This is a genomic window from Arsenicibacter sp. R0_47 (assembly GCF_057652235.1).
The window spans coordinates 98,489-123,466 of record NZ_JBYFCJ010000006.1; the positions used below are offsets into that span (position 1 = coordinate 98,489).

General features: G+C 54.6%; 16 protein-coding genes. 12 read left to right on the top strand and 4 right to left on the bottom strand.

Annotated elements, in window-relative coordinates:
• Positions 1-96: 96 nt before the first annotated feature.
• Positions 97-1,068 carry a ThuA domain-containing protein gene (locus AC23NW_RS13445; RefSeq protein WP_487450128.1) on the bottom strand — a complete coding sequence of 324 codons (972 nt, stop codon included), beginning with the start codon at positions 1,066-1,068 and terminating at the stop codon, positions 97-99.
• 133 nt (positions 1,069-1,201) lie between these two features.
• Between AC23NW_RS13445 and AC23NW_RS13450 the strand changes: the two genes are divergently transcribed.
• Positions 1,202-2,374, top strand: a complete 1,173-nt coding sequence (locus AC23NW_RS13450; RefSeq protein ID WP_487450129.1) for a PQQ-dependent sugar dehydrogenase — start codon at positions 1,202-1,204, stop codon at positions 2,372-2,374.
• Positions 2,375-2,837: 463 nt separating this feature from the next.
• A complete protein-coding gene (locus tag AC23NW_RS13455; RefSeq protein ID WP_487450130.1) occupies positions 2,838-10,073 on the top strand; it encodes an SdrD B-like domain-containing protein in 7,236 nt (2,411 codons plus the stop codon).
• A gap of 79 nt (positions 10,074-10,152) precedes the next feature.
• Here the strand turns inward: AC23NW_RS13455 and AC23NW_RS13460 are convergent, their stop codons facing one another.
• Complete coding sequence (locus AC23NW_RS13460) at positions 10,153-11,724, bottom strand: acyl-CoA carboxylase subunit beta (protein WP_293842432.1); 1,572 nt, start codon at positions 11,722-11,724, stop codon at positions 10,153-10,155.
• A gap of 182 nt (positions 11,725-11,906) precedes the next feature.
• Between AC23NW_RS13460 and AC23NW_RS13465 the strand changes: the two genes are divergently transcribed.
• From AC23NW_RS13465 to AC23NW_RS13480, 4 genes are all read left to right on the top strand, one after another.
• The gene (locus AC23NW_RS13465; protein ID WP_487450132.1) at positions 11,907-12,689 is read left to right on the top strand and encodes a hypothetical protein; all 783 of its coding nucleotides are present in this window, start codon (positions 11,907-11,909) and stop codon (positions 12,687-12,689) included.
• A 77-nt stretch (positions 12,690-12,766) separates the two neighbouring features.
• The gene (locus tag AC23NW_RS13470) at positions 12,767-13,306 is read left to right on the top strand and encodes an LVIVD repeat-containing protein (RefSeq protein ID WP_293842428.1); all 540 of its coding nucleotides are present in this window, start codon (positions 12,767-12,769) and stop codon (positions 13,304-13,306) included.
• A gap of 14 nt (positions 13,307-13,320) precedes the next feature.
• Positions 13,321-14,067, top strand: a complete 747-nt coding sequence (locus tag AC23NW_RS13475) for an LVIVD repeat-containing protein (RefSeq protein WP_487450133.1) — start codon at positions 13,321-13,323, stop codon at positions 14,065-14,067.
• Positions 14,064-14,771: a hypothetical protein gene (locus tag AC23NW_RS13480; protein WP_487450134.1), complete on the top strand. Its 708-nt coding sequence runs from the start codon at positions 14,064-14,066 to the stop codon at positions 14,769-14,771. Before AC23NW_RS13475 ends, AC23NW_RS13480 begins: the two co-directional genes overlap by 4 nt.
• A 3-nt stretch (positions 14,772-14,774) precedes the next feature.
• Here AC23NW_RS13480 and AC23NW_RS13485 read toward each other — a convergent pair whose 3' ends face one another.
• The gene (locus AC23NW_RS13485; protein WP_487450135.1) at positions 14,775-15,941 is read right to left on the bottom strand and encodes a S8 family peptidase; all 1,167 of its coding nucleotides are present in this window, start codon (positions 15,939-15,941) and stop codon (positions 14,775-14,777) included.
• 206 nt (positions 15,942-16,147) lie between these two features.
• Here AC23NW_RS13485 and AC23NW_RS13490 point away from each other — a divergent pair, with 206 nt between their 5' ends.
• From AC23NW_RS13490 to AC23NW_RS13505, 4 genes are all read left to right on the top strand, one after another.
• Positions 16,148-17,383, top strand: a complete 1,236-nt coding sequence (locus AC23NW_RS13490; RefSeq protein WP_487450136.1) for a DUF819 family protein — start codon at positions 16,148-16,150, stop codon at positions 17,381-17,383.
• 51 nt (positions 17,384-17,434) lie between these two features.
• A complete protein-coding gene (lepA, locus tag AC23NW_RS13495) occupies positions 17,435-19,222 on the top strand; it encodes a translation elongation factor 4 (protein WP_487450137.1) in 1,788 nt (595 codons plus the stop codon).
• 69 nt (positions 19,223-19,291) lie between these two features.
• Positions 19,292-19,822: a GNAT family N-acetyltransferase gene (locus tag AC23NW_RS13500; RefSeq protein WP_487450138.1), complete on the top strand. Its 531-nt coding sequence runs from the start codon at positions 19,292-19,294 to the stop codon at positions 19,820-19,822.
• Between the two features lie 90 nt (positions 19,823-19,912).
• Complete coding sequence (locus AC23NW_RS13505; RefSeq protein ID WP_293842415.1) at positions 19,913-20,356, top strand: hypothetical protein; 444 nt, start codon at positions 19,913-19,915, stop codon at positions 20,354-20,356.
• Position 20,357: 1 nt separating this feature from the next.
• On the opposite strand, the gene AC23NW_RS13510 is transcribed toward AC23NW_RS13505, so the two are convergent.
• Positions 20,358-21,527, bottom strand: a complete 1,170-nt coding sequence (locus tag AC23NW_RS13510) for an NAD(P)/FAD-dependent oxidoreductase (RefSeq protein ID WP_487450140.1) — start codon at positions 21,525-21,527, stop codon at positions 20,358-20,360.
• Positions 21,528-21,541: 14 nt separating this feature from the next.
• On the opposite strand from AC23NW_RS13510, the gene AC23NW_RS13515 reads away from it, so the two are divergent.
• On the top strand, positions 21,542-23,509 hold the full coding sequence (locus tag AC23NW_RS13515) for a hypothetical protein (protein ID WP_487450141.1): 1,968 nt from the start codon (positions 21,542-21,544) through the stop codon (positions 23,507-23,509).
• Between the two features lie 425 nt (positions 23,510-23,934).
• Positions 23,935-24,969, top strand: a complete 1,035-nt coding sequence (locus AC23NW_RS13520) for an SPASM domain-containing protein (RefSeq protein WP_487450142.1) — start codon at positions 23,935-23,937, stop codon at positions 24,967-24,969.
• Positions 24,970-24,978: the final 9 nt, after the last annotated feature.

Genomic DNA, 24,978 nt, shown 5'->3' on the forward strand with positions numbered 1-24,978 from the left:
AGCAACCATTCAGAACCATCAGCAACCATTCAGAACCATCAGCAACCATTCAGAACCATCAGCAACCATTCAGAACCATCAGCAACCATTCAGAACCTATTTAAACACCCTTGAGCTAGACGCTTTTTCGGTCGGGAAGTCGGCGGGGATCGGGATGTCGACTTTGCCGGTGGCGGCCCATTGTGCACCGCGTTGCAGACAGGTGATGAAGCCGACGCACTCTACAGAATAATCAACGTGGCCCAGCGGCGTGTGAAAAATGCGGCCCTTGCCATAGTCGATTGTCATCAGCATCGGTTCGTTGCGATCCGTACCGCGGTTGTCTTTCGGTGAAAACGCCGTGGCCAGCACCGTCATTTTTTCGGCAGGCCCCCGCAGGCGGTCATACATTTCGTCTTTGGTATGCATCCAGGTCATCGGCATTCCCTTCGTAATCGGGTGACTCGGTTCCCGGACCGTAATCAGAAATTCCTTCTGCGCCCCATGCGAACCAGCATTGCCTGGCTGCATGTCGCGAATCAGTTTACCTTCCTGATTGTAATAGACGTAAGGGCCGTCTTTTTCGGTGCGGTCGCCCCAGCCACCGAGCCCGATCATTTTGTTGTATGCCGGCCAGGTCGGGAACGAGTTGTCGGCAGCATGAACGACCACCAGGCCACCACCGCCTTTGATAAACTTCTCAAAATCAGCCTGCGTTCCGTCTGACCACGGCGCGGCATTCCAGCCAAAATTGCTGATGACTACATCATAGTCCGAAAATTTAGGGTGAAAGCTGGAATCCATGCGGGCTTTCGGCAACGCCTTTGTGGCCGGGACTCCGTCAATTTTGTATTGATCAATATCATCGCCGTTCCAGGTGAAATAGGTACGCTTAACGTCCACGCTGAATTTCCCGGTTTCTTCCAGGTACTTCTTCATCATGTACGTAATTTTGGGCCACTGCGTATGGTTATTTTGCCCGTCGATAATCAATGCTTTCAGCATCTTACCTTTTTTGCCCGACTGCGACCAGGCCTGCTGACCTGCCAGGAGACATAACACCGCCAACAGGATGTATTTTGCTTTCATGTACGGAAGAGTTTTTTCTTTGCTCGTCTATTTACCCTAAAAGACGAAAATCCGCAAACCTTACCGCCGTTTTTAGTAGCATTTTTGGCGTAGCTCCTTTTCAGGCTAGTACCTTCTCTCAAACAGCAAGCTCATGAAACGGAATACATCTCCCCTGTTTTTGCTGGTGTCCGGCATTCTGTTGACTATGCTTATGTCGGCTTCAAAAAGCAGCACGTCCAGTCCGTCGGAACAGGCCGTCCGGCTGGAAGATGCCTTTCCGGATCTGACGTTTGAGCAGCCGGTCGAGTTCACCCATGCCGGCGACGGCAGCAACCGGCTGTTTGTGATCGAACAACCGGGGCGCATCCGGGTATTTGCGAATGATCCGGCCGTGAAATCAGCCGGTATTTATCTGGACCTGACCGCTAAGGTAGCTTCCGGAGGAGAAATGGGCTTACTGGGGCTGGCCTTCCACCCTGACTTTACGCACAACGGGTACCTGTATGTCAATTACACCAAACGGAAACCGCTGGAAACCATCATCGCCCGCTTTCAGGCAAAAACAGCGGACGCCGGCCGCATTGATCCGGCTACCGAAACCATCCTCCTGCGCTTTGCACAACCGTATGACAACCACAACGGCGGTAAACTTGCCTTCGGCCCCGACGGCTATCTGTATATCAGCACCGGCGACGGCGGTGCCTGGGGCGACCAGCACAACTATGCCCAGAACCGGAGTTCCTTGCTGGGTAAAATCCTCCGCCTGAATGTCAACAAAACGGATAAAGGCCATTACGGCATTCCGGCCGACAATCCGTATGCCGGTAATCAGGAAGGTTACCGGGAGGAACTATACGCCTACGGGCTCCGCAATCCGTGGCGGTTTAGCTTCGACCGCCAGACCGGGCAGCTCTGGGCCGGCGATGTGGGCCAGAATGAATTTGAAGAAATCGACCTCATTACCAAAGGCGGGAATTACGGATGGCGGCTTAAAGAAGGGAATCGCTGCTACAATCCCCGCCATGATTGCGATAACGGTCAGTTGACGGACCCGGTCCACACCTACCCCCGCACCGACGGCGTATCAGTAACCGGTGGTTTTGTCTATCGGGGTTCCCGAATCCCTGCATTGCGGGGCAGGTATATTTTCGGCGATTACAGCAACGGGAAGGTCTGGGCGCTCAGCGTCGACACTAACCGGAAAACCGGCCATGAGCTCATCTCCGGTGATGGTGGTTCTGTTTCGGCTTTTGGTGAAGACGCGACCGGCGAGTTGTACATACTCGACCATTCAGCCGGTAAAATCAGGCGTTTTGAACGGTAGTATTCAGGACAATCGGTTAACGGTCGTACTTAGTTTCTCCGACATAGACCTGGTTTACATTTGTCTTAGACCTTTCCTGAACTTACGTTCAATAGAGGAAATCATTTATCACTCTGGCACAAATCTTGCTAAACAATACAAAACATTACATAGTCATATAAATTGTTACTATAAAAATTAAAAGGAAAACAAAAAAAAGCAAAACATAAACTCTTAAGCTCAACACAAATACATAATTATTCAAAAAAATCACAATCCAGATATAGTTGGATTGGTGGCTTCTTTTTTGCATCCTTTCAGGTAGTGCACTTGCTTATTCTCAACCCAAGCAAAGGAAGAGGTCATGAAAAAAATCTACGATCCCCTACAAAGGAGTTTAGTCAGCTTCTTTGAACGATGTTTTACGTTAACATTCACACACAGACAGTCTACTCATGTTTCAAAACTGATCCACCTAAGTTGGTTGATTGGCTTACTCCTGCTGGCATCAACCGCAGAAAGTCAGGCACAATGCTCGGTCGCGATCAGTAAGATCACTACCTCCGGCTGTTATGCGGTTACCAACACCAGCGGTGTGCTTGTGAGTAAATCAACGGTCAGTGTCGAGGTGGCCTGGTCGAATGCACCGGCTAACGGTTATATCGTTGTGACAAGCGGCACCCAGAGCCAGACGATTTTGCCAGGTACCATTACCGTTACCTATGCCCAACCTCCCGGCTACACGAACACCGTGACAGGTAATCAAACGATTGTGTCTCCTCAGGTTGTGGCCTTTGAGGTGGACGCCAACAGCAGTGCCGGTACGGTGACGGCCCGTTTTTCCAATCAAACCAGTTGTTCGGCGACGGGTTCATTCACTACCCCTGCTGCCTGCCTGCCAACAGCTTGTTCCAGCAACAACCTGGGTGGTATGGTCTTCAAGGATTTCAATGATGATGGCAGCAAACAAGCCGGTGAAACTGCGGGCATACCCGCTGTTGCGGTAAAAGCCATTGCCTGCGACGGTACGATTTATAACGCCACAACCGATAACTACGGTCTTTATTCGATAAACATTCCCGCCAATAAATATCCGGTACGGGTAGAGTTCAGTAATGTGCCGTCAATTTACAATCTTGGTGTTAACGGCAATGATTCCCGGACATCCGTCCAGTTTGTGGCAGCCCCGCGATGTAATGTCAATCTGGGTATCAATAACCCAATTGATTACTGTTCCAATAATCCGGTTGTGTTTGTCCCCTGTTACGTTAACGGAAACCCGTTGGCGGGTGGAAATGCCGGCACAGCGGATGCCCTGGTAACAATTCCATATGGTGTCGCTTCGACAACGGCATTTACCGGCGAAACGCCGATCGCAACGGCCAGCCAGATCGGTTCTATCTGGGGGGTTGCTTATAATAAGTACACCAAGCGGCTCTTTATGAGTGCCATGCTTAAGCGGCATGCCGGCCTTGGGCCCCTGGGTCTGGGTGGCATCTACGTTACCAATTACTCAAACCCCGCCGCACCGACCACAACCAGCTTCCTGAATGTTACGGCCCTTGGTATCGGCGTCGGAACGATTGCCACTAATACGGCACGGGGAATGGGTGCGAGCGTGGGGACACCGAACCACGATATCCAGTCATTTTCCGTTATCGGGAAAGTCGGTATAGGCGATCTGGAAATTTCGGATGACGGTAACAAATTATGGTTTACTAACCTGTCGAATAAGCTACTGTATTCGATCGATATTACCCAATACAACCAGAATGGTACCACGCCGACAAGCGCTAATGTTGCCTCGTTTACCATTCCGGCTAGTTGCACCGGTGGCCAGTACCGGCCATGGGCACTCAAGGTAAATAACGGGAAAGTGTACATCGGCGGTGTCTGTGATGCGCAGTCGTCAGGGAATAAATCCAATCTGCGGGCATCAGTTTACGAGCTGAACGGCACCACGTTCACCCAGATTTTTGATTTCCCGCTGACGTATCCAAAAGGCTATCCAGCGCTTGCCAACCCCAATAATACCGGCTGGTTCCCATGGACAGATGTGTTCAGCGACTTGCAGGACGGAGGTAGCAACAGTACGATCCTGCGTCGTCCGGTACCTATTTTCACCGATATTGAATTTGACGTTGACGGGTCCATGGTATTAGCGTTTGGTGACCGTACCGGTTTGCAGGGGGGTGATCTTAACTATGGTATTGATCTGACCAATACCTCGACGCTGTACGAAGTAAACTCACAGGCGGGCGACATTCTACGGGCTTTCAGCAGAAATGGCACGTTTGTGCTTGAAAACAATGCGAAAGCAGGACCGAACACCGGGTCCGGTCGAGGAAATTCACAAGGTCCCGGCTTCGGCGAGTTCTATAACGACAACTGGATTCAGGAACCAGCTTCAGACCGCCCGTTCCCGCCATTCTATCATGCAGAAAACGTAATGGGTGGTCTGGCCTTGAAACCAGGTTCGGGCGAGGTAGTTGTCACAACCGTCGATCCGGCTGATTACCACCCGTACGCCGGCGGTGTCCGGTATCTGAACAATACATCCGGCTTATCAACTACACAATATGCTGTATATATAACCCGTGGTCCTGATGGTAACCAAAACCCCGGTAGTTTTGCCAAAGCCACCGGTCTGGGGGATATTGAACTGAGCTGTAACACCATCGAACTGCTCCAGATCGGGAACCGTGTCTGGCTTGACGACGACAAGGACGGCGAGCAGGATGCCTGCGAAAAAGGACTGGCCGGTGTATCGGTCTCGCTTTACCGCAGCGGTACCCTCGTCGCCCGTACAACTACCGATGCGAACGGTGATTATTATTTCCCGAACTACGCCAACCCGTCGAGTGTCACCTTTGCCGGTTCACAAACTGCTTTATTCGCCAACACCGCCTACCAGCTGGTATTTGGCACCAACAGTCAGTACACTAGCGGCACACTGACGGTCGCTAACGGCAAGTACCTGCTCACAACAGCCAACGCTACCGGCGGCAACCTCAATGACCTCAACGACTCCGATGCGGCCGTAGCCACCGTAGCCGGTATTACCGCGCCGGTCATTTCACTGACCACAGGTGCCATCGGTACGTCAAACCATACATATGATGTCGGCTTCTTCTGTCAGACCATTACCTCAGGCGCCATCAGCATCACGCAGGCGACCTGTAACCTGACCAACAACACCGGCAACAGCAACGGTCGCATCACCGTAAGCGGCATCATCAATGCCGACAAGGCTGCTATTGTGGCCTTTGGCGGTACCGTGCCATCCTATACGGCGACCACCAACGTGACCATCACCGGCGGTGTGGCCTCGTTCTCCGGTCTGGCCAACCCGACGGCGACCACCGGTACATCCTACAGCATCATCATCTACAACGGGCCATGCTGTTCTACCGTTGTGACGACCCTCCTGCCCCGCACAAACTGTGCGTGTGCGCTGAGCGCCTCGGCCACGCCGGGCGCGTGTAATCCGGTCAATAACCAGTATTCAATCTCGGGGACAATTTCGCTGACCAATACACCGGCCGGTAGCTTCACCATCACCGACGGTACCCGCTCCTCGGTGGTCAGCGTCACCGCCGGACAGCCGTCGGTCGCCTTCTTGGTTACCGGACTGACCAGCAACGGCATTACCCATACGGTTTCCATTGTCTCCTCGGGCACCGCCTGCGGATCGACCTCGCTGACGTATCTGGCTCCGGCTTCCTGTACGGTAGCAGCTGCCATTGTCGTGTCATCGGCAACGGTGTGTTACGGCAGCAGCGCCACGCTGACGGCATCGGGATGTAACGGTACGGTCAGCTGGTCAAACGGGACAACGGGCACCAGCCTGGTAACGCCTACCCTGACACAGACCACGAATTATACGGCGACCTGTACCACCGTTACCCAAACAACATTCGCGGTAGGTACGGTTACCGTCAATCCGCAAGCGGTGCTGAGTATCAACGCCAGTGCAACGTTCGTGACGGTCAATACACCGGTCAGCCTCTCGGCAATCGGCTGTGTCGGAACGATCCGCTGGAGCACAACGCAGACAACACCGGTCATTTCGGTGACGCCTGCCAACAGTACGCAGACCTATTCGGCGACCTGTACCACGGGTGTGAACTGCTTCACCACGGCCTCGATCACCGTGAACACCCTGCCACCGGCCAGCATTACCGCTTCTTCGACGACGATCTGCTATGGTTCGTCGGCCACACTAACAGCTTCGGGATGTGCCAACGGTACAATTTCATGGAGCAACGGAACAACCGGCGCCACACTGGCCATCGCCAGCCTGACGGCGACTACCAGCTACACCGCCACCTGCTCGACGCCGACCGGTTCGACAGCCAGAGCCGTCGGGACCGTAACGGTGAATCCGAAGCCGGTATTAAGTATCAGCGCCAGCTCAACCTTTGTTACGGCCGGCACGCCGGTAAGCTTATCCGCTAACGGTTGCGCAGGCAGCGTCGCGTGGAGTACAGGCGGTTCCGGTACGACGATATCGGTCACGCCGATGAATAGTACGCAGACCTATTCCGCGACCTGTACCACAGGGCCGGGCTGCTTCACGACGGCAACCATTACCATCAATACGACGCCACCGGCCGGTATCGTGGTCTCCTCGGCGACGATCTGCTACGGTTCGTCGGCCACGCTGACGGCTTCGGGATGTGCCAACGGTACAATTTCATGGAGCAACGGAACAACCGGTGCTACACTGGCTATCGCCAGCCTGACGGCCACCACCAGCTATACCGCCACCTGCTCGACGCCGACCGGTTCAGTAACCTCGGCAGTAGGCACGGTAACGGTGAATCCGAAACCGGTTGTTACGCTGCAAGCCAGCTCAACTTTCGTTACGGCCGGCACACCGGTAAGCATCACCGCCATTGGTTGTGTGGGTAACCTGAACTGGAGTACGGCACAGACCAGCGCTGTCATTTCCGTGACACCGATGAATGCTTCGCAGACGTATTCCGCGACCTGTACGACGGGTCCGGGCTGCTTCACGACGGCAACCATTACTATTAATACGCTGCCAGCGGCTGGCATAACGGTCTCATCGGCTACCATCTGCTACGGCTCGTCGGCCACGCTGACGGCTTCGGGCTGCGCCAACGGGACAATTTCATGGAGCAACGGAACAACGGGTGCTACACTGGCCATCGCCAGCCTGACGGCCACCACCAGCTATACCGCCACCTGCTCGACACCGACCGGTTCAGTAACCTCGGCAGTAGGCACGGTAACGGTGAATCCGAAACCGGTGTTGTCGCTACAAGCCAGCAGAACACTGGTAACAACCAGTACGCCGGTGAGTATCACCGCAACCGGTTGTGTAGGTACGATCCGCTGGAGTACAGCGCAGACGACTTCAGTCATCTCCGTTACACCGGCCAACAGTACACAGACCTACTCAGCCACCTGTACCACGGGTCCGGGTTGCTTCACGACGGCCAGTATCATTATCAATACCCTGCCACCGGCCAGCGTAACGGCTTCGTCAACGGCTATTTGTTATGGTTCATCGGCTACGCTGGTAGCTACCGGATGCAGCAGCGGTACCATCGCCTGGTCTAACGGCACAACCGGTGCCACACTGGCTACCGGCAGTTTAACCGCAACGACCAGCTATACCGCGAGATGTTCAACACCAGCCGGTTCGACAGCAACGGCGGTCGGTACCGTTACGGTCTATCCGAAACCGGCCGTTAGCCTTCAGGCCAGCAGTACATTCGTGACGGCCGGTTCGCCGGTCAGCCTGTCTGCTACGGGATGCGCCGGTAACGTTGCCTGGAGCACAGGAGGCGCCGGTAACACCATTACCGTGATGCCAATGAACAGCTCGCAGACCTATTCAGCGACCTGTACGACGGGTCCGGGCTGCTTCACGACGGCCAGTATTCTCATTAATACGACGCCACCGGCAGATCTGATCGCTACGTCAACAACCGTTTGTGTGGGCTCATCGGCAACATTGGTTGCGCTGGGCTGTAACAACGGTACCATTGCCTGGTCTAACGGCACCACCGGTGCCACGCTGGCCATCGCCAGCCTGACCGCTACTACCAGCTATACCGCTACCTGCTCGACACCGACCGGCTCGGTCAGCAGCGTGGTCGCTACCGCGTTCGTTGAAACACCGGCCAGCCTGACCATCAGCCGTACCGTAATCACCGACGGACAGTCGGTAACCGTATCTGTTCGCGGCTGTTCAGGGACTACGCACTGGTCGACCGGAGAAATGGGCGCCTCGTTCATCGTTGTCCCATCCGATCTGAACGCGACCTACAGCGTGACCTGTACCTCACCGCTGGGCTGTACCTCGTCGGCTAAACTTACCATCGGTAATCTCAATCCGAATGACTTTACCGTCGGTGATGCCATTACCTGTCAGGGGCAATCTGCTACCCTTACGACCGTCGGCTGTCAGGGTACGCTTAACTGGACAGGCGCTGGCGTCAATGGCCAGACGACAACCAGCATCGTCGTCAATCCGGCTCAGACGACCTCATATACCGTCGCCTGTACCAACGGCACCGACGTTACTGAGCTTGTTGCGCAGGTTACCGTCGTTCCGGCCCCGAGCCTGACACTTTCCGTCAGCAGCCTCACTGTTACCGAAGGCGACCCCCTGAGCATCACCGCCCTGGGCTGTGACATCGGTCAGCTGACATGGAGCCTCACCGGCGTAACCGGAAATGAACTGACGACAACCGCTAACCTGATGACCAGTACCTACTCTGTTACCTGTGCCCTGACACCAACCTGTCTGGATACTAAGTCGGTAACAGTAACTGTCATCCCGCTGGAGCCGGGTCTAAATCTGACTAAGGTGGTCAGCAGGAACCGCGCGAACCTGGGCGAAGTCATCAGCTATACCGTCACCCTGAGCAACACCGGTAATGCACCGGCCACCAACGTGGTCGTCGAAGACCTCCTCTCGGCAGGACTGGCTTATGTACCTAACTCGGCCTCTGTCAGCCTCGGCACCTACGCCGCCGGCTCACCGGTCAGCAGCTGGAGCATTGCCTCACTGGCCGCCGGTCAGACCGCCACGCTGGTGCTCTCAGCCAGCATTCTGGCCGAAGGCGTGCATTACAATACGGCACGGATTCCGGGCGATACCACAACAACCTGCGTCAGCGTGGCCTACCGCGTCTGTCAGGGATCGGGCTATGCGATTCTGGTCACTGCGCCGGCTGGTTACAGCCGCTACCAGTGGTACAACGGCACGCAGCTCATCGCCGAAACCACGACCAACAGCTACACCGCTACCGCCGCCGGTGAGTATAAGGTGGTGGTTGACAACGGAGCCGGTACCTGCCCTGACGGCAGCTGCTGTCCGGTTATCATCGAAGAAGTCGCCATTCCGGCTACCTTCACCGTGACAGGCACCAACCCAAGCTGTGTAGGGACGACGCCGCAGAACAACGGTGTGCTGACGGTAAGCGGACTGGGTAATGACCTGAGCGGCTACCGCTACGCCATCAGCGAAGGCAGCAGCTTCACGGCCACCAACCCGGCAACACAGCCGGTACCGGCCAACGGGGTGATTGCCACCACGCTGACAGCACCGAAGACCTACACCGTGCGGGTGTACGATCAGCTGGGCTGCTACGCCGACCGGACCGTTACGCTCAACGCCGACTGTGTGTGTCCACCGGCTATCTGCGTACCGATTTCAATTAAGAAAGTCGTCAGACCATAACCGGATCAGACGTATAAACGGAAAAAGCCCGCTCAGCTGAGCGGGCTTTTTCCGTTTATACCAGAAGGCGTCGTTTAGTTTACAGCGGGATATTTCCGTGTTTTTTACGCGGCAGTGTCGCCACCTTATTTTCCAGCATTTTAAACGCCTTGATCAGTTTCTGCCGTGTTTCGTTCGGGTAAATTACCTCATCAATGTAGCCGCGATGCGCTGCCCGGTACGGATTAGCAAATTTTTCGGTATACTCCTGTACCTTTTCCTGCAGTTTTGCCTGCGGGTCTTCCGCTTCCGCAATTTCCCGCTTAAATATAATCTCAGCGGCCCCGCTTGCTCCCATTACCGCAATCTCAGCACCCGGCCAGGCATAGTTCATGTCTGCCCCGATGTGCTTCGAGTTCATCACATCGTAGGCGCCACCATAGGCTTTGCGCGTGATGACCGTGACGCGCGGCACCGTGGCCTCGCAGAACGCATACAGCAGTTTCGCACCGTTGGTAATGATACCGTTCCATTCCTGATCCGTGCCGGGCAGGAAACCGGGAACGTCTTCGAGTACCAGCAGCGGCACATTAAACGAATCGCAGAACCGCACAAAGCGGGCGGCTTTCGTACTGGCGTTAATATCAAGTACGCCCGCCAAGACCGCAGGCTGGTTACCGATCACGCCAACGCTCCGGCCGGCAATGCGGGCAAAACCCACGACAATGTTTTCGGCAAAGTTTTTATGGACCTCAAAAAAGCTACCGGCATCCACCAGCGCATCGATCACATCGCGCATGTCGTACGGCTGATTCGGGTTGTCGGGAATGATGCTGTCCAGGGCCGGGCGGCTTTCGTCCTGCGGCTCATACGGCAGCAGCGGTACCTCATCCTCACAGTTCTGCGGTACATAACTAAGCAGCTTCTTGATGTGCTGAATACAGGCCAGTTCGTTTTCGCAGGCAAAATGCGTCACACCCGATTTGGTGCTGTGTGTACTGGCCCCGCCCAGTTCCTCCGATGTTACCTCTTCATGCGTCACCGTTTTGACCACGTTAGGGCCGGTCACGAACATGTACGAAGTATTTTCGACCATGAAGATAAAGTCAGTGATGGCCGGGCTGTAAACGGCTCCACCGGCACATGGTCCCATAATGGCCGAAATCTGCGGAATAACGCCGGACGCCAGCGTATTGCGGTAAAAAATATCGGCATACCCCGCCAGCGACAGAACGCCTTCCTGAATCCGCGCCCCGCCGGAATCGTTCAGGCCGATCACCGGTGCTCCGTTTTTCATGGCGAGGTCCATGATTTTGCAGATTTTTTCGGCGTGGGTTTCCGACAGTGCCCCGCCGAAAACCGTGAAATCCTGCGCAAAGACGTACACCAGCCGCCCGTCAACGGTGCCATAGCCCGTTACGACGCCATCGCCGAGGTAGTATTCCTTGTCTAATCCAAAGTCTTTGGTGCGGTGCATGACAAACTTCCCGATCTCCTCAAACGAGCCTTCATCGACCAGCAGGGCGATGCGTTCGCGGGCGGTCAGTTTGCCTTTTTTATGTTGTGCATCAATCCGTTTCTGCCCGCCGCCCAGTAACGCTTCTTCGTTTTTATGCGCAAGGGTCTCCGCCGGGCTTGGTTTGGCATGTGTTGGTTTTGTCGTAGTGTCCATGCAAGAGGTTCAAGAATGAGAATGGACAAAGTTATAGTTCTTTGTGATTTGCGTACTATGCTTATTTTTGTTGTACGGCAAACGCGGGCCCACTTTAGATAACTTTTTTGCTAATTACCTATAGATAGCCCTGTTTGTCACGTTTCTATCCATCTTTACATACAGTCAGCCCTTACTTTTTTATGCGTTTCAGGTATACGTTTTTCGTCGGGCTGCTGGTGCTCCTGATGCATGTTAACGGGGTTTACGGACAACCGGACACCGATACGCTTCCGCCTGCTCCGAAGCCGGTCCGGCTCCGCCCTACCTATGCCGTACTCAAGCTCGCCCCGCTCACCCTGGTTGACATTGACCCCGCCTGGCAGGCCGGTATTGAACTCCGTACCATTCCGTCGGTATCGGTGCAGGGAGAAATTGCCTATGGGCCCGCCAACTGGGCCGGTCCGTTTCCGGACCTGAACCTGTTCGGTGCGGATTACCTGCGCGATGGCTGGAGTTATCAGCCCTCATGGCGCTATCGCGGTGAGCTACGGTATTACCTGCCGATACCGCTTTTACAAAAGTTTTTTAAACCCAAACGGCGGCTTAACGGCGTTTATGTGGCCGCAGAGTATTACTATAAAAATGCAGGAATTGTAAAAAACACCAGTGCGGCAAGCGGCGGCCTCATCACCTCCCTGGATTACTCGCAGAAAATTAACCGCATTACTCAGGCAGGCTACCTTAAAATCGGGCTGCAACTGGCGCTGAGTCACCAAAAAACGTCGTTTTTATCGCGCGTCTTTCTGGATGCCTATGCCGGAGCCGGCCGCCGTTACATTACGATTGATCAGACAGAAGGGCCCTCGGTATTGCTGGCTAACGGCCGCGTGCCGGAAGCGCTGCGGTATACGCGGTTTATCCCCAACCTGGAAGGCTGGCTGCCCGGTCTTTCGTGCGGGCTCAAAATCGGGGTTGCTTTATAAATACCGCACTATTATTTTCATCTTTCATTCCAACCATTTACCCCGTTCCGGCATCCGGAACAGAAACATAAACGCTTATGCAAAAACACGTTCCACACAGACACCACTGGCTGCTGGCGGGCCTTCTCGCCCTGACAGGCTGCTATTACGACTATGCCGACGACCGGCTTTCGGCCAAAACCGGCTACCGGCCTGTCTATGCGTCCTATGCGGAAGTCCGGCAAATCCAGACCCTCTCGCCCCAGCCGCTGAAATCCCCGGGCAAAATCTACATTAAGGACAAGTTCCTGTTCATTAACGAAATCGATAAAGGCATTCATGTTGTGGACAATACGGATCCGGCTAAACCAGTGCGTATTTCGTTTATTGCCATTCGTGGTAACAGGGATATCGCCGTGAAAGACAGCATCCTGTATGCCGACAATGCCATTGATCTGGTAGCATTAAACATCGCCAACCCCCGGAATGTGCGCGTCGCTAAACGCATTGAAAATTCGTTCCCGTATTCAGCGTATCCGCCACAAACAAATGTCACGTTTGAGTGTGCCGACCCTGCCAAAGGTGTTGTCATTAGTTGGGAAAAAGCAGAGTTAGTCGACCCGAAATGCTTCCGTTAAACACCATTAATCGTATGAAATCTCTTTACGTATTTAGCCTGCTGGCAGTGATAATGGCCTGCCAGTCGTCAAAAGACGGCTCCATCTCTCCCGGGGCCGGTGTGGGCGGCTCCATGGCGCGGTTTACGGTGGCCGGCGACATGCTCTACACCGTCAATAATACCAGTCTGCAACTTTATAGCATTGCAAACAGTGCCAACCCGGTCAAAGGCAACAACATCGGACTGGGGTTCGGTGTGGAAACGATTTTCCCCTACGGCCAAAACCTGTTCATCGGTACGCAGACCGGCGTCTATATTTTTGACATTACCCAACCGGCATCGCCTAAAAAACTCGCTCTTTATCAGCACATCATGAGCTGCGATCCGGTAGTAGCACAGGGTAATCTGGCCTTTTCTACCCTCCGGAGCGGAACCGCCTGCCGTAATGGAGGGACGGTTGGGGCGAATGTGCTGGATGTAATCGACTTTACAAACCCATCAGCCCCGAAACTGCTGAAAAGCTATCCGATGCAGAACCCGCACGGACTGGGTGTCGATGGCAACCTGCTGTTTGTCTCGGAAGGCGATTACGGGCTCAAGGTACTGGACATTACCGATCCGCTGAATGCGAAGGAAATCGCCTGGTTTAAGGAAATCAGAACCTACGATGTTATTCCGAATCAGAAAGTACTGATTGTAACGGGGCCGGACGGTCTCTTTCAGTACAGCTACGCCAATCCGAAAGAAATTACCTTACTCAGCAAACTCCCCATCGAATGATCCGATCCTTGTACCGGTTAGCCGCATCGGGGATTTGCCTGATGCTGGCCTTTCACACACATGCCCAGCACATTGACTCAACGGCTTCACGCCGCTACCAATGGGTCATTAAGCTGGCTCCGCTGTCGATTGTTGATCCAGACAATACCGTGCAGCCCGGAGTCGAATATATCTTCGGCAAACGCAGCTCCGTACAGGCCGAATTTGGCTATGGCTGGCATAATTTCAGCCTGTTTACGTATAAGGAAAACTACCGTTACCGCGAGGTTTGGCGCAGCCGTGCCGAGTTACGTACCTACTGGAAACGCCGCGGACAATACCGCACGCCTTTGGGTGGCTACTGGGCTCTGGAAGCATTTTATAAACAGATCAATAATCGGGAGAATTATACCATTGGCCGGGAATGTCAGAGCGGCCCCTGCGCGTATTATCAGCAGATTGACACCCCTGTCACGAAATATGTTTCCGGCGGCAATCTGAAACTTGGCTTCCAGAACAAGTTTGGCCCTGATCCTGACGAACGCCTGCTCATTGATCTATACTTCGGTTTAGGCATTCGCGTCCGGAATGTGGAACGCATACAAGCCCCACCCGATAGCTACCCCTGGACGTTCAGAAACAACGGCTTGTTAGGTACCTACGAAAGCGGCCGGGTAACGGTACCCAATATAACCGCCGGTTTTAAAATCGGGTATGCCTTTTAGCCGTTATTCGCCCGCTATCGGATCAGGACTGCCATCGGGATCACCGGTGGCAGTCCCTTTAGTCGGTATGTTCACACCACGGATGTAAAGCAGACCGGCCACGTGCGGAGCCGCCATTGAGGTGCCCGACAAGGTTGTATAGGCTCCGTTTTTATAGGTTGAGTAAATCCGGACGCCATAGGCCGCCACATCGACTGACGCCCCATAGTTGGAAAACGACGCGAATTTGCCGTTGGCATCCACCGCCGAGACCGTAAACACATTGGCGTGATTCACCCGCGCCGGCGACTGATCCTCAACCGACGTACTTTCGTTACCGGCCGCAATCGCAAACAGAATCCCCCTGTTGGCCGCCGTCCGGATAGCATTATCCAGTGTAGTTGAGGTCGTTTCGCCGCCGAGACTCAGATTCACTACATCGCCGGCCAGGCCGTTCTGCGACACATAGTTTACGGCCTGAATAATCCCCGACAGCCGCCCTTCGCCCAGCTGATTCAGTACCTTCAGCGCCACCAGCGTGGCCCCCGACGCTATGCCCGTCACCCCGACATTGTTATTGAGCGCCCCGATAATACCGGCCACATGGGTACCATGTCCGTTGTCGTCGTTGGCCGTGGTGCTGCCCGAAACAAAGGACCGGCTGCGGTCGGTATCTACATTCAGATCAGGGTGGTCGAGGTCAATACCCGAATCAATGACCCAGACCGTTTTACCCGTCTGCCGGTCACCACGGCCATAGCCGGTCTGCTCCACATTCCAGGTCAGGGTCGATGCCAGCGTCAGATCCACACAGCTGCAAACCGACATAATGCGGTCGGGCTCAACCAGCGTCACGGCCGGATCCTGTTTCAGCAAAGTAGATTCGTCAGCGGTCATGGTGGCCAGATAGGTTGTCTGCGTGGTGTTGTTGGCCAGCAGACTGGCATTCGTGTTAATGGCGTATTTAGTCAGCAGCTTCGTCATCGCCGCTACCTGCCGCCCGCCTGCCTGACTGGTATCAGGCGTCTGCACGGTAACAATGTATTCACCGGCAATGGCCTGACCGGACAACGACGACGACGTAACCAGACAATCGGCCGAGGGTTCAACCTCGCGATCAGCCTGACAGCCAATAATAAGCAACGGGAGAAAAGCAGCCTTGACAAAAGCCGGGATAGTAGCTAAGCGCATGAGTCTCTGTAAACGAACGGTTTAATTCAGATTAGAAAATGTATGTCCGTAGTAGTTCCGTTCATGCGGGGCTGGTTTGGTTCTGTCTTCTAATACGCTATAGTTGTCTTTTGTGTTGCGCATGGGGCCGGGAAATCCTTTGCATTCTCTATTTTTACGGAGTAAACGCCCTTTCCCGTCAACCGAATACACACGCAACAGACAACATGATGATTACAAACGACGCCGTAGTACTCGGCATTCTTCTGGCAATTCTGGCCCTGGTGTTTATCAGTGCCGATAGCCAACGACCCTTCTGGAAACGCTTTTACGAGTATGTACCGGCCACCTTACTGTGTTACTTTATCCCTTCCCTGCTCAACACCACCGGTCTGGTCAACGGCGATACCACGGCCCTCTATCCGATTGTGTCGCGTTATCTGCTGCCGGCCAGTCTCGTACTGTTCACCCTCAGTGTTGATTTTAACGCCTTCCGCCGGCTGGGGCGCGCTTCGGTGCTGATGTTTGCGGCTTCGGCGATCAGCATCATGCTGGGCGGTCCGCTGGCGGTCTGGCTGCTGGCGCACCTTGCCCCGCAGCTGGTGGGCGGCGAAGGCCCCGATGAAGTCTGGCGCGGCCTGGCAACGATCGCCGGAACGTGGATTGGCGGCGGCGCAAACCAGACGGCCCTGAAAGAGGTGTTTCAGCCCAGCGACCGGCTTTTCTCAGCCCTCGTAACGGTCGATATTTTTGTGTCGAACCTGTGGCTGGCGGCGCTGCTCTACGGCGCGGCCAACTCGAAACGCATTGACCGCTGGCTGCGGGCCGACGCCTCAGCAGTTGAGGAGGTAAAGCAAAAAGTCGAGCATCAGGCCGAAGCCATTAAACGGATTCCGTCGTTTACCGATCTGATCGTGATGCTGGCTATTGGCTTCGGTGCGACGGGCATCGCCCATGCCGCCGCCGACCTGATAGCGCCCTACATCGACGCCAACTACCCGACACTGAAGCAGTTCAGCCTGAATGCGCCGTTTTTCTGGATTGTGGGCCTGGCAACGGCCATCGGCATCGGCCTGTCGTTTACCCGTGCCCGGCGCTACGAAGGCGCCGGCGCCTCTAAACTGGCCAGTGTGTTTCTGTACATCATGATTGCCACCATCGGCCTGAAAGCCAATATTCTGGCCATTGCCGACCAGCCGGGACTGATCGTTGTCGGGCTCGTGTGGATGGCGTTTCACGTCCTGATTATGGTGCTGGTCAGCCGGTTGCTGCGGGCGCCGTTCTTCTTTCTGGCCGTCGGCAGTCAGGCCTGTATCGGTGGTCCGGCCACCGCGCCGATCATCGCCGCGGCCTTTCATCCGGCCCTTGCGCCCGTCGGCGTGCTGATGGCGATTATGGGCTATGCGGTCGGTACGTACATGGGTTATCTCTGCGGAATCATGATGCAGTTGGCATCGCCGTGAAAAAGAGCTATTTTTGTAAAATCATAACTGTTGAATCTACGTTAACACAGCGTGAAACACATCCGAAATTTTTGCATTATCGCCCATATTGACCACGGCAAAAGTACGCTGGCCGACCGCCTTCTGGAATTTACCAAGACGGTTTCCCACCGCGACATGCAGGCTCAGTTGCTGGACGATATGGACCTGGAACGGGAACGGGGCATCACTATCAAGAGCCACGCCATCCAGATGAACTATGTCTACAAAGGCGAAACATATACCCTGAACTTAATCGATACGCCGGGCCACGTTGACTTCTCGTATGAAGTTTCGCGCTCGATTGCGGCCTGCGAAGGTGCGCTGCTGCTGGTCGATGCGTCGCAGGGAACCGAAGCCCAAACGATTTCCAACCTGTACCTGGCGATGAATAACAATCTGATTATCATCCCTGTACTGAACAAAATCGACCTGCCGGGGGCACGTCCTGAAGAAATTAAGGACGAAATGGAAGACCTGCTCGGCTGCGAACGCGACGACATTATTCCGGCCAGCGGTAAGGAAGGGATCGGCATCGAAGAAATTCTGAACGCAATCATTGAGCGGATTCCGGCTCCGACCGGCAACCCGCAGGGCGAATTACAGGCCCTGATTTTTGACTCGGTGTTTAACTCGTACCGTGGTATTGAGGTTATCTTCCGGGTGAAAAACGGCAGCATCCGCAAAGGCGATAAGGTAAAGTTCATGGCGACCGGCAAGGAATACTTTGCCGACGAAATCGGAACGCTGCGCCTGGAGAAAGAGCCGAAAGACGTAATTGAGTGCGGTGATGTAGGCTACCTGATTTCGGGCATTAAAGTGGCCCGCGAAGTAAAAGTGGGTGATACCATTACCCACATTGAAGCGCCGGCCAGCAGTGCTATTCAGGGTTTCGAAGAGGTTAAACCAATGGTCTTTGCCGGTATCTATCCGGTGGAAACCAGCGAGTTTGAAGACCTGCGCGAAGCGATGGAAAAACTCCAGCTCAACGATGCAGCCCTGGTCTGGGAACCGGAGACATCGGCAGCGCTTGGTTTCGGGTTCCGGTGCGGCTTCCTTGGCATGCTCCATATGGAGATTGTGCAGGAGCGTCTGGAACGCGAGTTCGACATGACGGTCATCACGACGGTGCCATCGGTGCGGTTTGAGGTACTGACCACCAAAGGAGAAAATCTGGTGGTATCGGCCCCTGCCGAAATGCCGGAACCGAACAATATTGACTTCATCGAAGAGCCGTTTATCAAAGCCCAGATCATTTCGAAGGCCGAGTATGTCGGTGCAATCATGGGTCTGTGCATGGAGAAACGAAGCATTCTGAAAAATCAGGTATACCTGACCGCCGACCGCGTTGAACTCCAGTTTGAAATGCCGCTGGCAGAAGTTGTTTTTGACTTCTTCGATAAGCTCAAAACCATTTCACGCGGCTATGCCTCGCTTGATTACGAATTTACCGGAAATCAGGAATCAGACATGGTGAAGCTCGACATCATGCTGAACGGCGACAAGGTGGATGCCCTGTCGGCCATCGTTCACCGGTCGAAATCGTATGAATGGGGCAAGAAGCTCTGTGAGAAACTCCGCGAGTTGCTACCTCGTCAGCAGTTCGAAATTGCGATTCAGGCCGCCATCGGTCAGAAAATCATCGCCCGCGAAACGGTAAAAGCCCTGCGGAAAGACGTACTGGCGAAGTGTTACGGTGGTGATATCAGCCGGAAGCGTAAACTCCTCGAGAAACAGAAGAAGGGTAAGAAGCGGATGCGTCAGGTCGGTAACGTAGAGATCCCGCAGGAAGCTTTTATGGCGGTCCTGAAGATCAACTAATCTTTTCGCTCATGCAATAGTATCAGGTCCCGTTGTGCTCCGTCATGACGGGACTTTTTTTTGATGATCATGAATAATCCCTACCTCCTTGACGGACACGAGACGGAACGGATACGCTTTCGTGCGGTCCGGCGCGAGGACTTTGACCAGTGGCTGCCGTTCTTTCAGGATCCGGCAACACATGCGCACTGGATCGCAGCACCGGAGAGTCCGGAGACCGAATGCCGGAAGTGGTACGACAAACAGTTTTACCGCTATGCTAACCAGCTTGGCGGCATGAATGCACTTATTGACCGGCAAACCGGCAACCTTATCGGCCATTGCGGATTGCTGGTGCAGACCGTCGACGGGCAAAAGGAGCTTGAAATCGGCTACTCGCTCCTGCCCGCCTTCTGGCACCGCGGATTTGCCTCCGAAGCGGCCCGGGCCTGTAAACAGTTTGCCTTCGGCCGGCAACTGGCCAACTCCCTGATTTCGATCATCAGCCTCACCAACGAGGCCTCCGCACAGGTGGCCCTCCGCAACGGCATGACCATCGACAAAGAGACGGACTATGCCGGTAACCGCGTCCATATCTTCAGGGTTTACAGAGCGCAGTGAAGGAGTTTATTTGCTCGTTTTCTGAAACATTTTCTGTCGCCGCCCTGTCTATTGCGTCAAAGCATGTACCACACAATATCCCCGACAGATATGAACCCGATCAGAAAATGGCTGTTCGCCGCCGGCTGCCTGCTGGCGGTACAGAGCGTAGCGCAAACCAAAGTTGCGAATTATTATTACAACAAAGCCGGTACGGATCAGTACGAACACATTAGTCTCTGGGTCCGGAACGGGCAGCGGGCCGACATTTCCTACGCTTACGGAAAAGACCGCAAAGAGGTCCGTCTGGCGTTTCTCGGCAAGGATATCGTGAAAGGAATGCCTGCCTTTACCGTGCGGTTTCCGAACGGTAGCCAGCTTTACCTGATCCCGAACGGGAGTAGCCTGAACGTAACCGCCGACAAAAACCGGCTGCCTAAACTATTTACCTGGGAGTATGAAGGCCCCGTTAACGGCATCGGCACTTTTTGTTCGGTTTGTGCACAGGACGGCCGGGAAGCCATGCAGCTCGTGCGTCAATATTACTTGAGATAACTTACCGGATTTCCTGCCCGTGCGTCAGCCGCATGACGCCGTGCAGGGCCGGCGGAATGGTTTTGAAAAACGACAGCGCCAGTTCCGACAGCCACACATCCCCGAACAGGCGCTGCACCTGCCGCCCGACCCACAGCCGCTGACGGAACAGAGCGTTCCATTGCACCGTGTATGACTGCTCTGCTTCGGTCCGGCTGATGCTACCCGCCAACAGCTGACTGATGACCTGACTGGCCACCCTCGCGCCGTGAATCGCCATGGCCATGCCGTTGCCACAGAGAGGAGTAATCATCCCCGCCGAATCACCGGTCATAAACAGATGCTGCTCAACCGCTTTTTTAGGAGCAAAGGACACTTCATTGATCACTTCCGGCTTCTCATACAGATGCTCTGCCTGCGCAAAAATCCGCTTCAGGTGCGGATTGCGGTATAGTACCGCCTGCTCCATTGCCGCCACCGACCCATGTTTCCGGACATTGTCGCGGGTGGTCAGGTAACACAGGCAATAGCGGTCGTCTTCGATGGCCGACATGCCGCAATAGCCGTCCTGAAAGTTATGGAGCGTAATCCGGTCACGGGCATAGGCCGCCGGATCCGCGAACCGGACGTGGTATTTTACGCCGATGTAGGGCGACGGCTGCTGCATAAAGGCACGGCCCAGGGTTTTATCAAGTTTTGTGCGCTTACCGAACGCACCGATTACCACACGCCCCTGCCACTGCTGTCCGTTCTGCGCCGACACGATAAACGATAGCGGCAACCCATCCGGACCGGTGTCGCCAAACTGCACGGTTTCTACCGACGTGCCCTGCACAAACGTGACACCGGCCTTTATCGCCAGTTCATACAAGGCATAATCGAGCCGGTAGCGGCTGATGCCGAAGCCGCCTAAGTCAAGTGGCGCCGTCAGTTCCTTTCCCGACGGTGAGGTAAAGGCAAACTGCCGGATATCGGCAGCACCGAGCCAGTGCAGGTCCAGACCCAGCCTGGTCAGATAACCCTTTACTTCATTGGAAATATATTCGCCGCAAACGCGGTGATAAGGATACATTTTCCGCTCAATCAGTGTCACTAAATAGCCGGAACGCGCTAATTCTATGGCACTTACCAGCCCCGCGAGACCGCCTCCAATGATGATTACGTCCTGCATTGCACAATTTACGTCCTGCATAGTACATTTGCGATATGCCTACCTCCATCGAACTTCTGCAAGCCGACTGGCAACAAAACTACGCCCGATATACGGATGTTTATCAGCAGGGCGAAAGTTCTTATATTCCCCGCTTACTGCCGCAAATGGCCGTACAGTTTTCGGTTTTTAAAACCCTGGGAATTCTCCATAGCCGGTTGGGCAATGACCTGCTCCGCCGTGCGCTCGACCCGACCGAAACCATTGCCAGTCCAATGGCACGGAGACCGGACGGTGCATGGCTCAAGCGCAGCAATATGGTTGGCATTAATGTCCGGACCGTCGGTTCGTTCTGGAACGTCATTAATTATGTGCTGACCATTCCTGATTGCCACGACAGCATCCACCTGCTCCCGATCTGGGAACCCGGCGTGGTAGGTAGTCTCTACGGCATGGTCAGCTGGCAGATTAATCCCGAATTTTTCAATGTGGAGCTGGCCAAGTATGTGCCGGCTCTGGATACGGTCGAAAAGCAGCTGAAAGTCGTCACCAACCTACTGCACGCTATGGGCCGGACGGTTGGTTTAGATGTTATTCCGCATAACGACCGGTTCTCAGAGATGGCGCTGGTATATCCCCGCTTTTTTGAATGGGTCAGACGCAGTACTACGCCGCCGATCATGCTGACGGACCAGACGGAGGGGGTTTACAAGGCAGTAGAAGCGGCGATCTGGAACTGGCTTACAACGGCCGGTTTTGCCCATAAAGAGCCACACCCAATCACTGCCGACGTTTTTTTTGACCCGCAATCGTACCTGACCGACGCGCAACGGCATGCCATCCTGTTCGGCTATCCCGGCGATTATGGCGGACGGCTTAACCGGCGTCTGCAACTCATCCAGCAGCTGGTTAAGCAAGGTCTCGAAACGGTGCCGATGACGATGGCACCGCCTTACCGCGGCCTCCACATCAACCCTGAATCCTTTGTCGTTGACGACTATAACCAGAAATGGTATCAGTATGAGTTTGACGAGCCACAAGCCATGTCGCGGGTATTCGGCCCGCTGACGCGCTACAAATTCCACCACAGCAAAGACGATAACCGGTACTGGGTGCTCGATTTCGACCGGCCGAATCATGCCGCGTGGAACTATGTCTGTCAGAAATACTACGACTGCCAGCGCGCTTATAACTTTGATTTTATGCGGGGCGACATGGCGCACGTACAGATGCGTCCCGACGGTGTTCCCGCCAGTCCGGATGCCTTTTACGACCCGCTGCTGGCCATTAAACAATACATTCATCAACAGGGTGTTACCCACTTCGCGTTTTTTGCCGAAACGTTTCTGGTCGAACCGGATTACATGGGCTATGGCGATGAATTTGACCATCTGGAAGCCATTGAAGCCGATTCGACGCTCGGTGACCTGCAATCGGCCGCCGTTACTTCTCCTGAGTTTACGGAGCGCTTTGTGCTGTATGACAACCTGCTGCGTACCCGACGCTTTGCGCCCAACTTTACGGTAATGACCGCCGATAAGGACGACCCCCGCTTCGATGAGTTTTACCGGAGCGGCAACGTTTTCCGGTATTTCACCGCCTTGTTTCTGACCGATATGCCAAGTTACGTCGGCCTGGGCTTCGAAGTCCGGAACCCGCACCTGACGCGGGGAGCCAATGAGGAATATACGAAGCTGTATGTGTTCCAGGTCACCGATGAAACGGAAACCGACAAGGTAACGCACGGGCCGTTTGTCTGGGGCCAGAACGGCGAACAGTTTACGGCCATTGACCGGATCCGCGCCTTTGCGCAATCCATCTGGCCGGACATTCAGGGTAAGGAAACAGCCTGGCTCCTGCCGCCGGGTTCGGGCGACATCCTCGCATGGACGCATGCCCAACGGCCGCAATACCGCTTTTTTGCCAGCCTGACCGGCATCCTCCCCGCTACCATCGACGGTATGCATGCCGGCGAAATCCTCTTCGAAACCGACGGTTGCCGGGTTGTATTCGGGGGGGGGTAGATGCTGTTTTTTTTGTTGCTGAGGGTTTGGGGTGGTTGATGGTTCTGGTGGTTGTTAAGGGTTGCTGAGGGTTCTGATTTGTTGCTGGTGGTTTGATGCCGGATGTTTTCCGGATGTTTTTTTGTCATCCCGAGCCTGCGAGGGATCTTATCGCATTCTATGTCAAAAGATCCCTCGCAGGCTCGGGATGACAAAAGACAGAACCACGGGCAACAACCCAGAACACCCAGCAACCACCAGAACACCCATAACAATCCAGCAACAATCAGAACACTCAGCAACAATCAGAACACCCAGCAACAATCAGAACACTCAGCAACAATCAGAACACTCAGCAACAATCAGAACACTCAGCAACAATCAGAACACTCAGCAACAACCCAGCAACCATCAGAACTTAGAAAAGGAACGTGTATCTTTGCCGGATGATGTCATTGCTCAACGGTAAGGTACAGGACGGTCTTAATTTTTTCAGTAAGCTGACGCCGAAGCGGGCAGCAAATGCGATCAGGCTGATTAGCAGCTACTACCGTTCCCGCCGGACCGGTATGGCGCAGCCGTCGGGCCTGCCGATGTCGATCTCGTTTGAGCCGACAACCTCCTGCAACCTGCGCTGCCCCGAATGCCCGAGCGGACTCCGGTCGTTTACGCGGCCCACGGGTATGCTCGGCGAAGAGCTCTTCAAACGGACCATCGACGAGCTGCACGACACGCTGCTCTACCTCATTTTCTACTTTCAGGGAGAACCCTACCTGCACCCGCAGTTTCTGGAACTGGTGCAGTATGCTGCGAAAAAGAACATCTATACCGCCACCAGCACCAACGCCCATTACCTCACCGACGCCAATGCCCGTAAGACCGTTGAGTCGGGGCTGGACCGGCTGATTATTTCGATTGATGGCACCACCCAGGAAGTCTACCAGCAATACCGCGTCGGCGGGAAACTGGAGAAAGTACTGGAAGGCACCCGTAACATTATACGCTGGAAAAAAGAGCTTAAATCACGCACGCCCCATGTGCTGTTCCAATTTCTGGTGGTGCAGCCCAACGAGCACCAGATTGCCGATGCCAAACGCCAGGCCGCCGAACTGGGTGTCGACGAAATCAAGTTTAAAACGGCCCAGATTTACGACTACGAACAGGGCAATCCGCTGATTCCGACCCTTGACCGCTACAGCCGCTACGCACCGCAATCCGACGGCTCCTACCGCATTAAAAGCGCCCTCGACGATCATTGCTGGAAGATGTGGCACTCCTGCGTCATCACCTGGGACGGGCTGGTGGTGCCCTGCTGTTTCGATAAGGACGCCCACCACCGTGTTGGTGATTTACAGCAGCAACGCTTCACCGAGCTCTGGCAAGGTCCCACCTATCAGGACTTCCGTCAGGCCCTTATCCGTTCCCGCTCCGAAATCGACATGTGCAAAAATTGCACTGAAGGCACAAAAGTTTGGGCTTAAGAGTGAGTG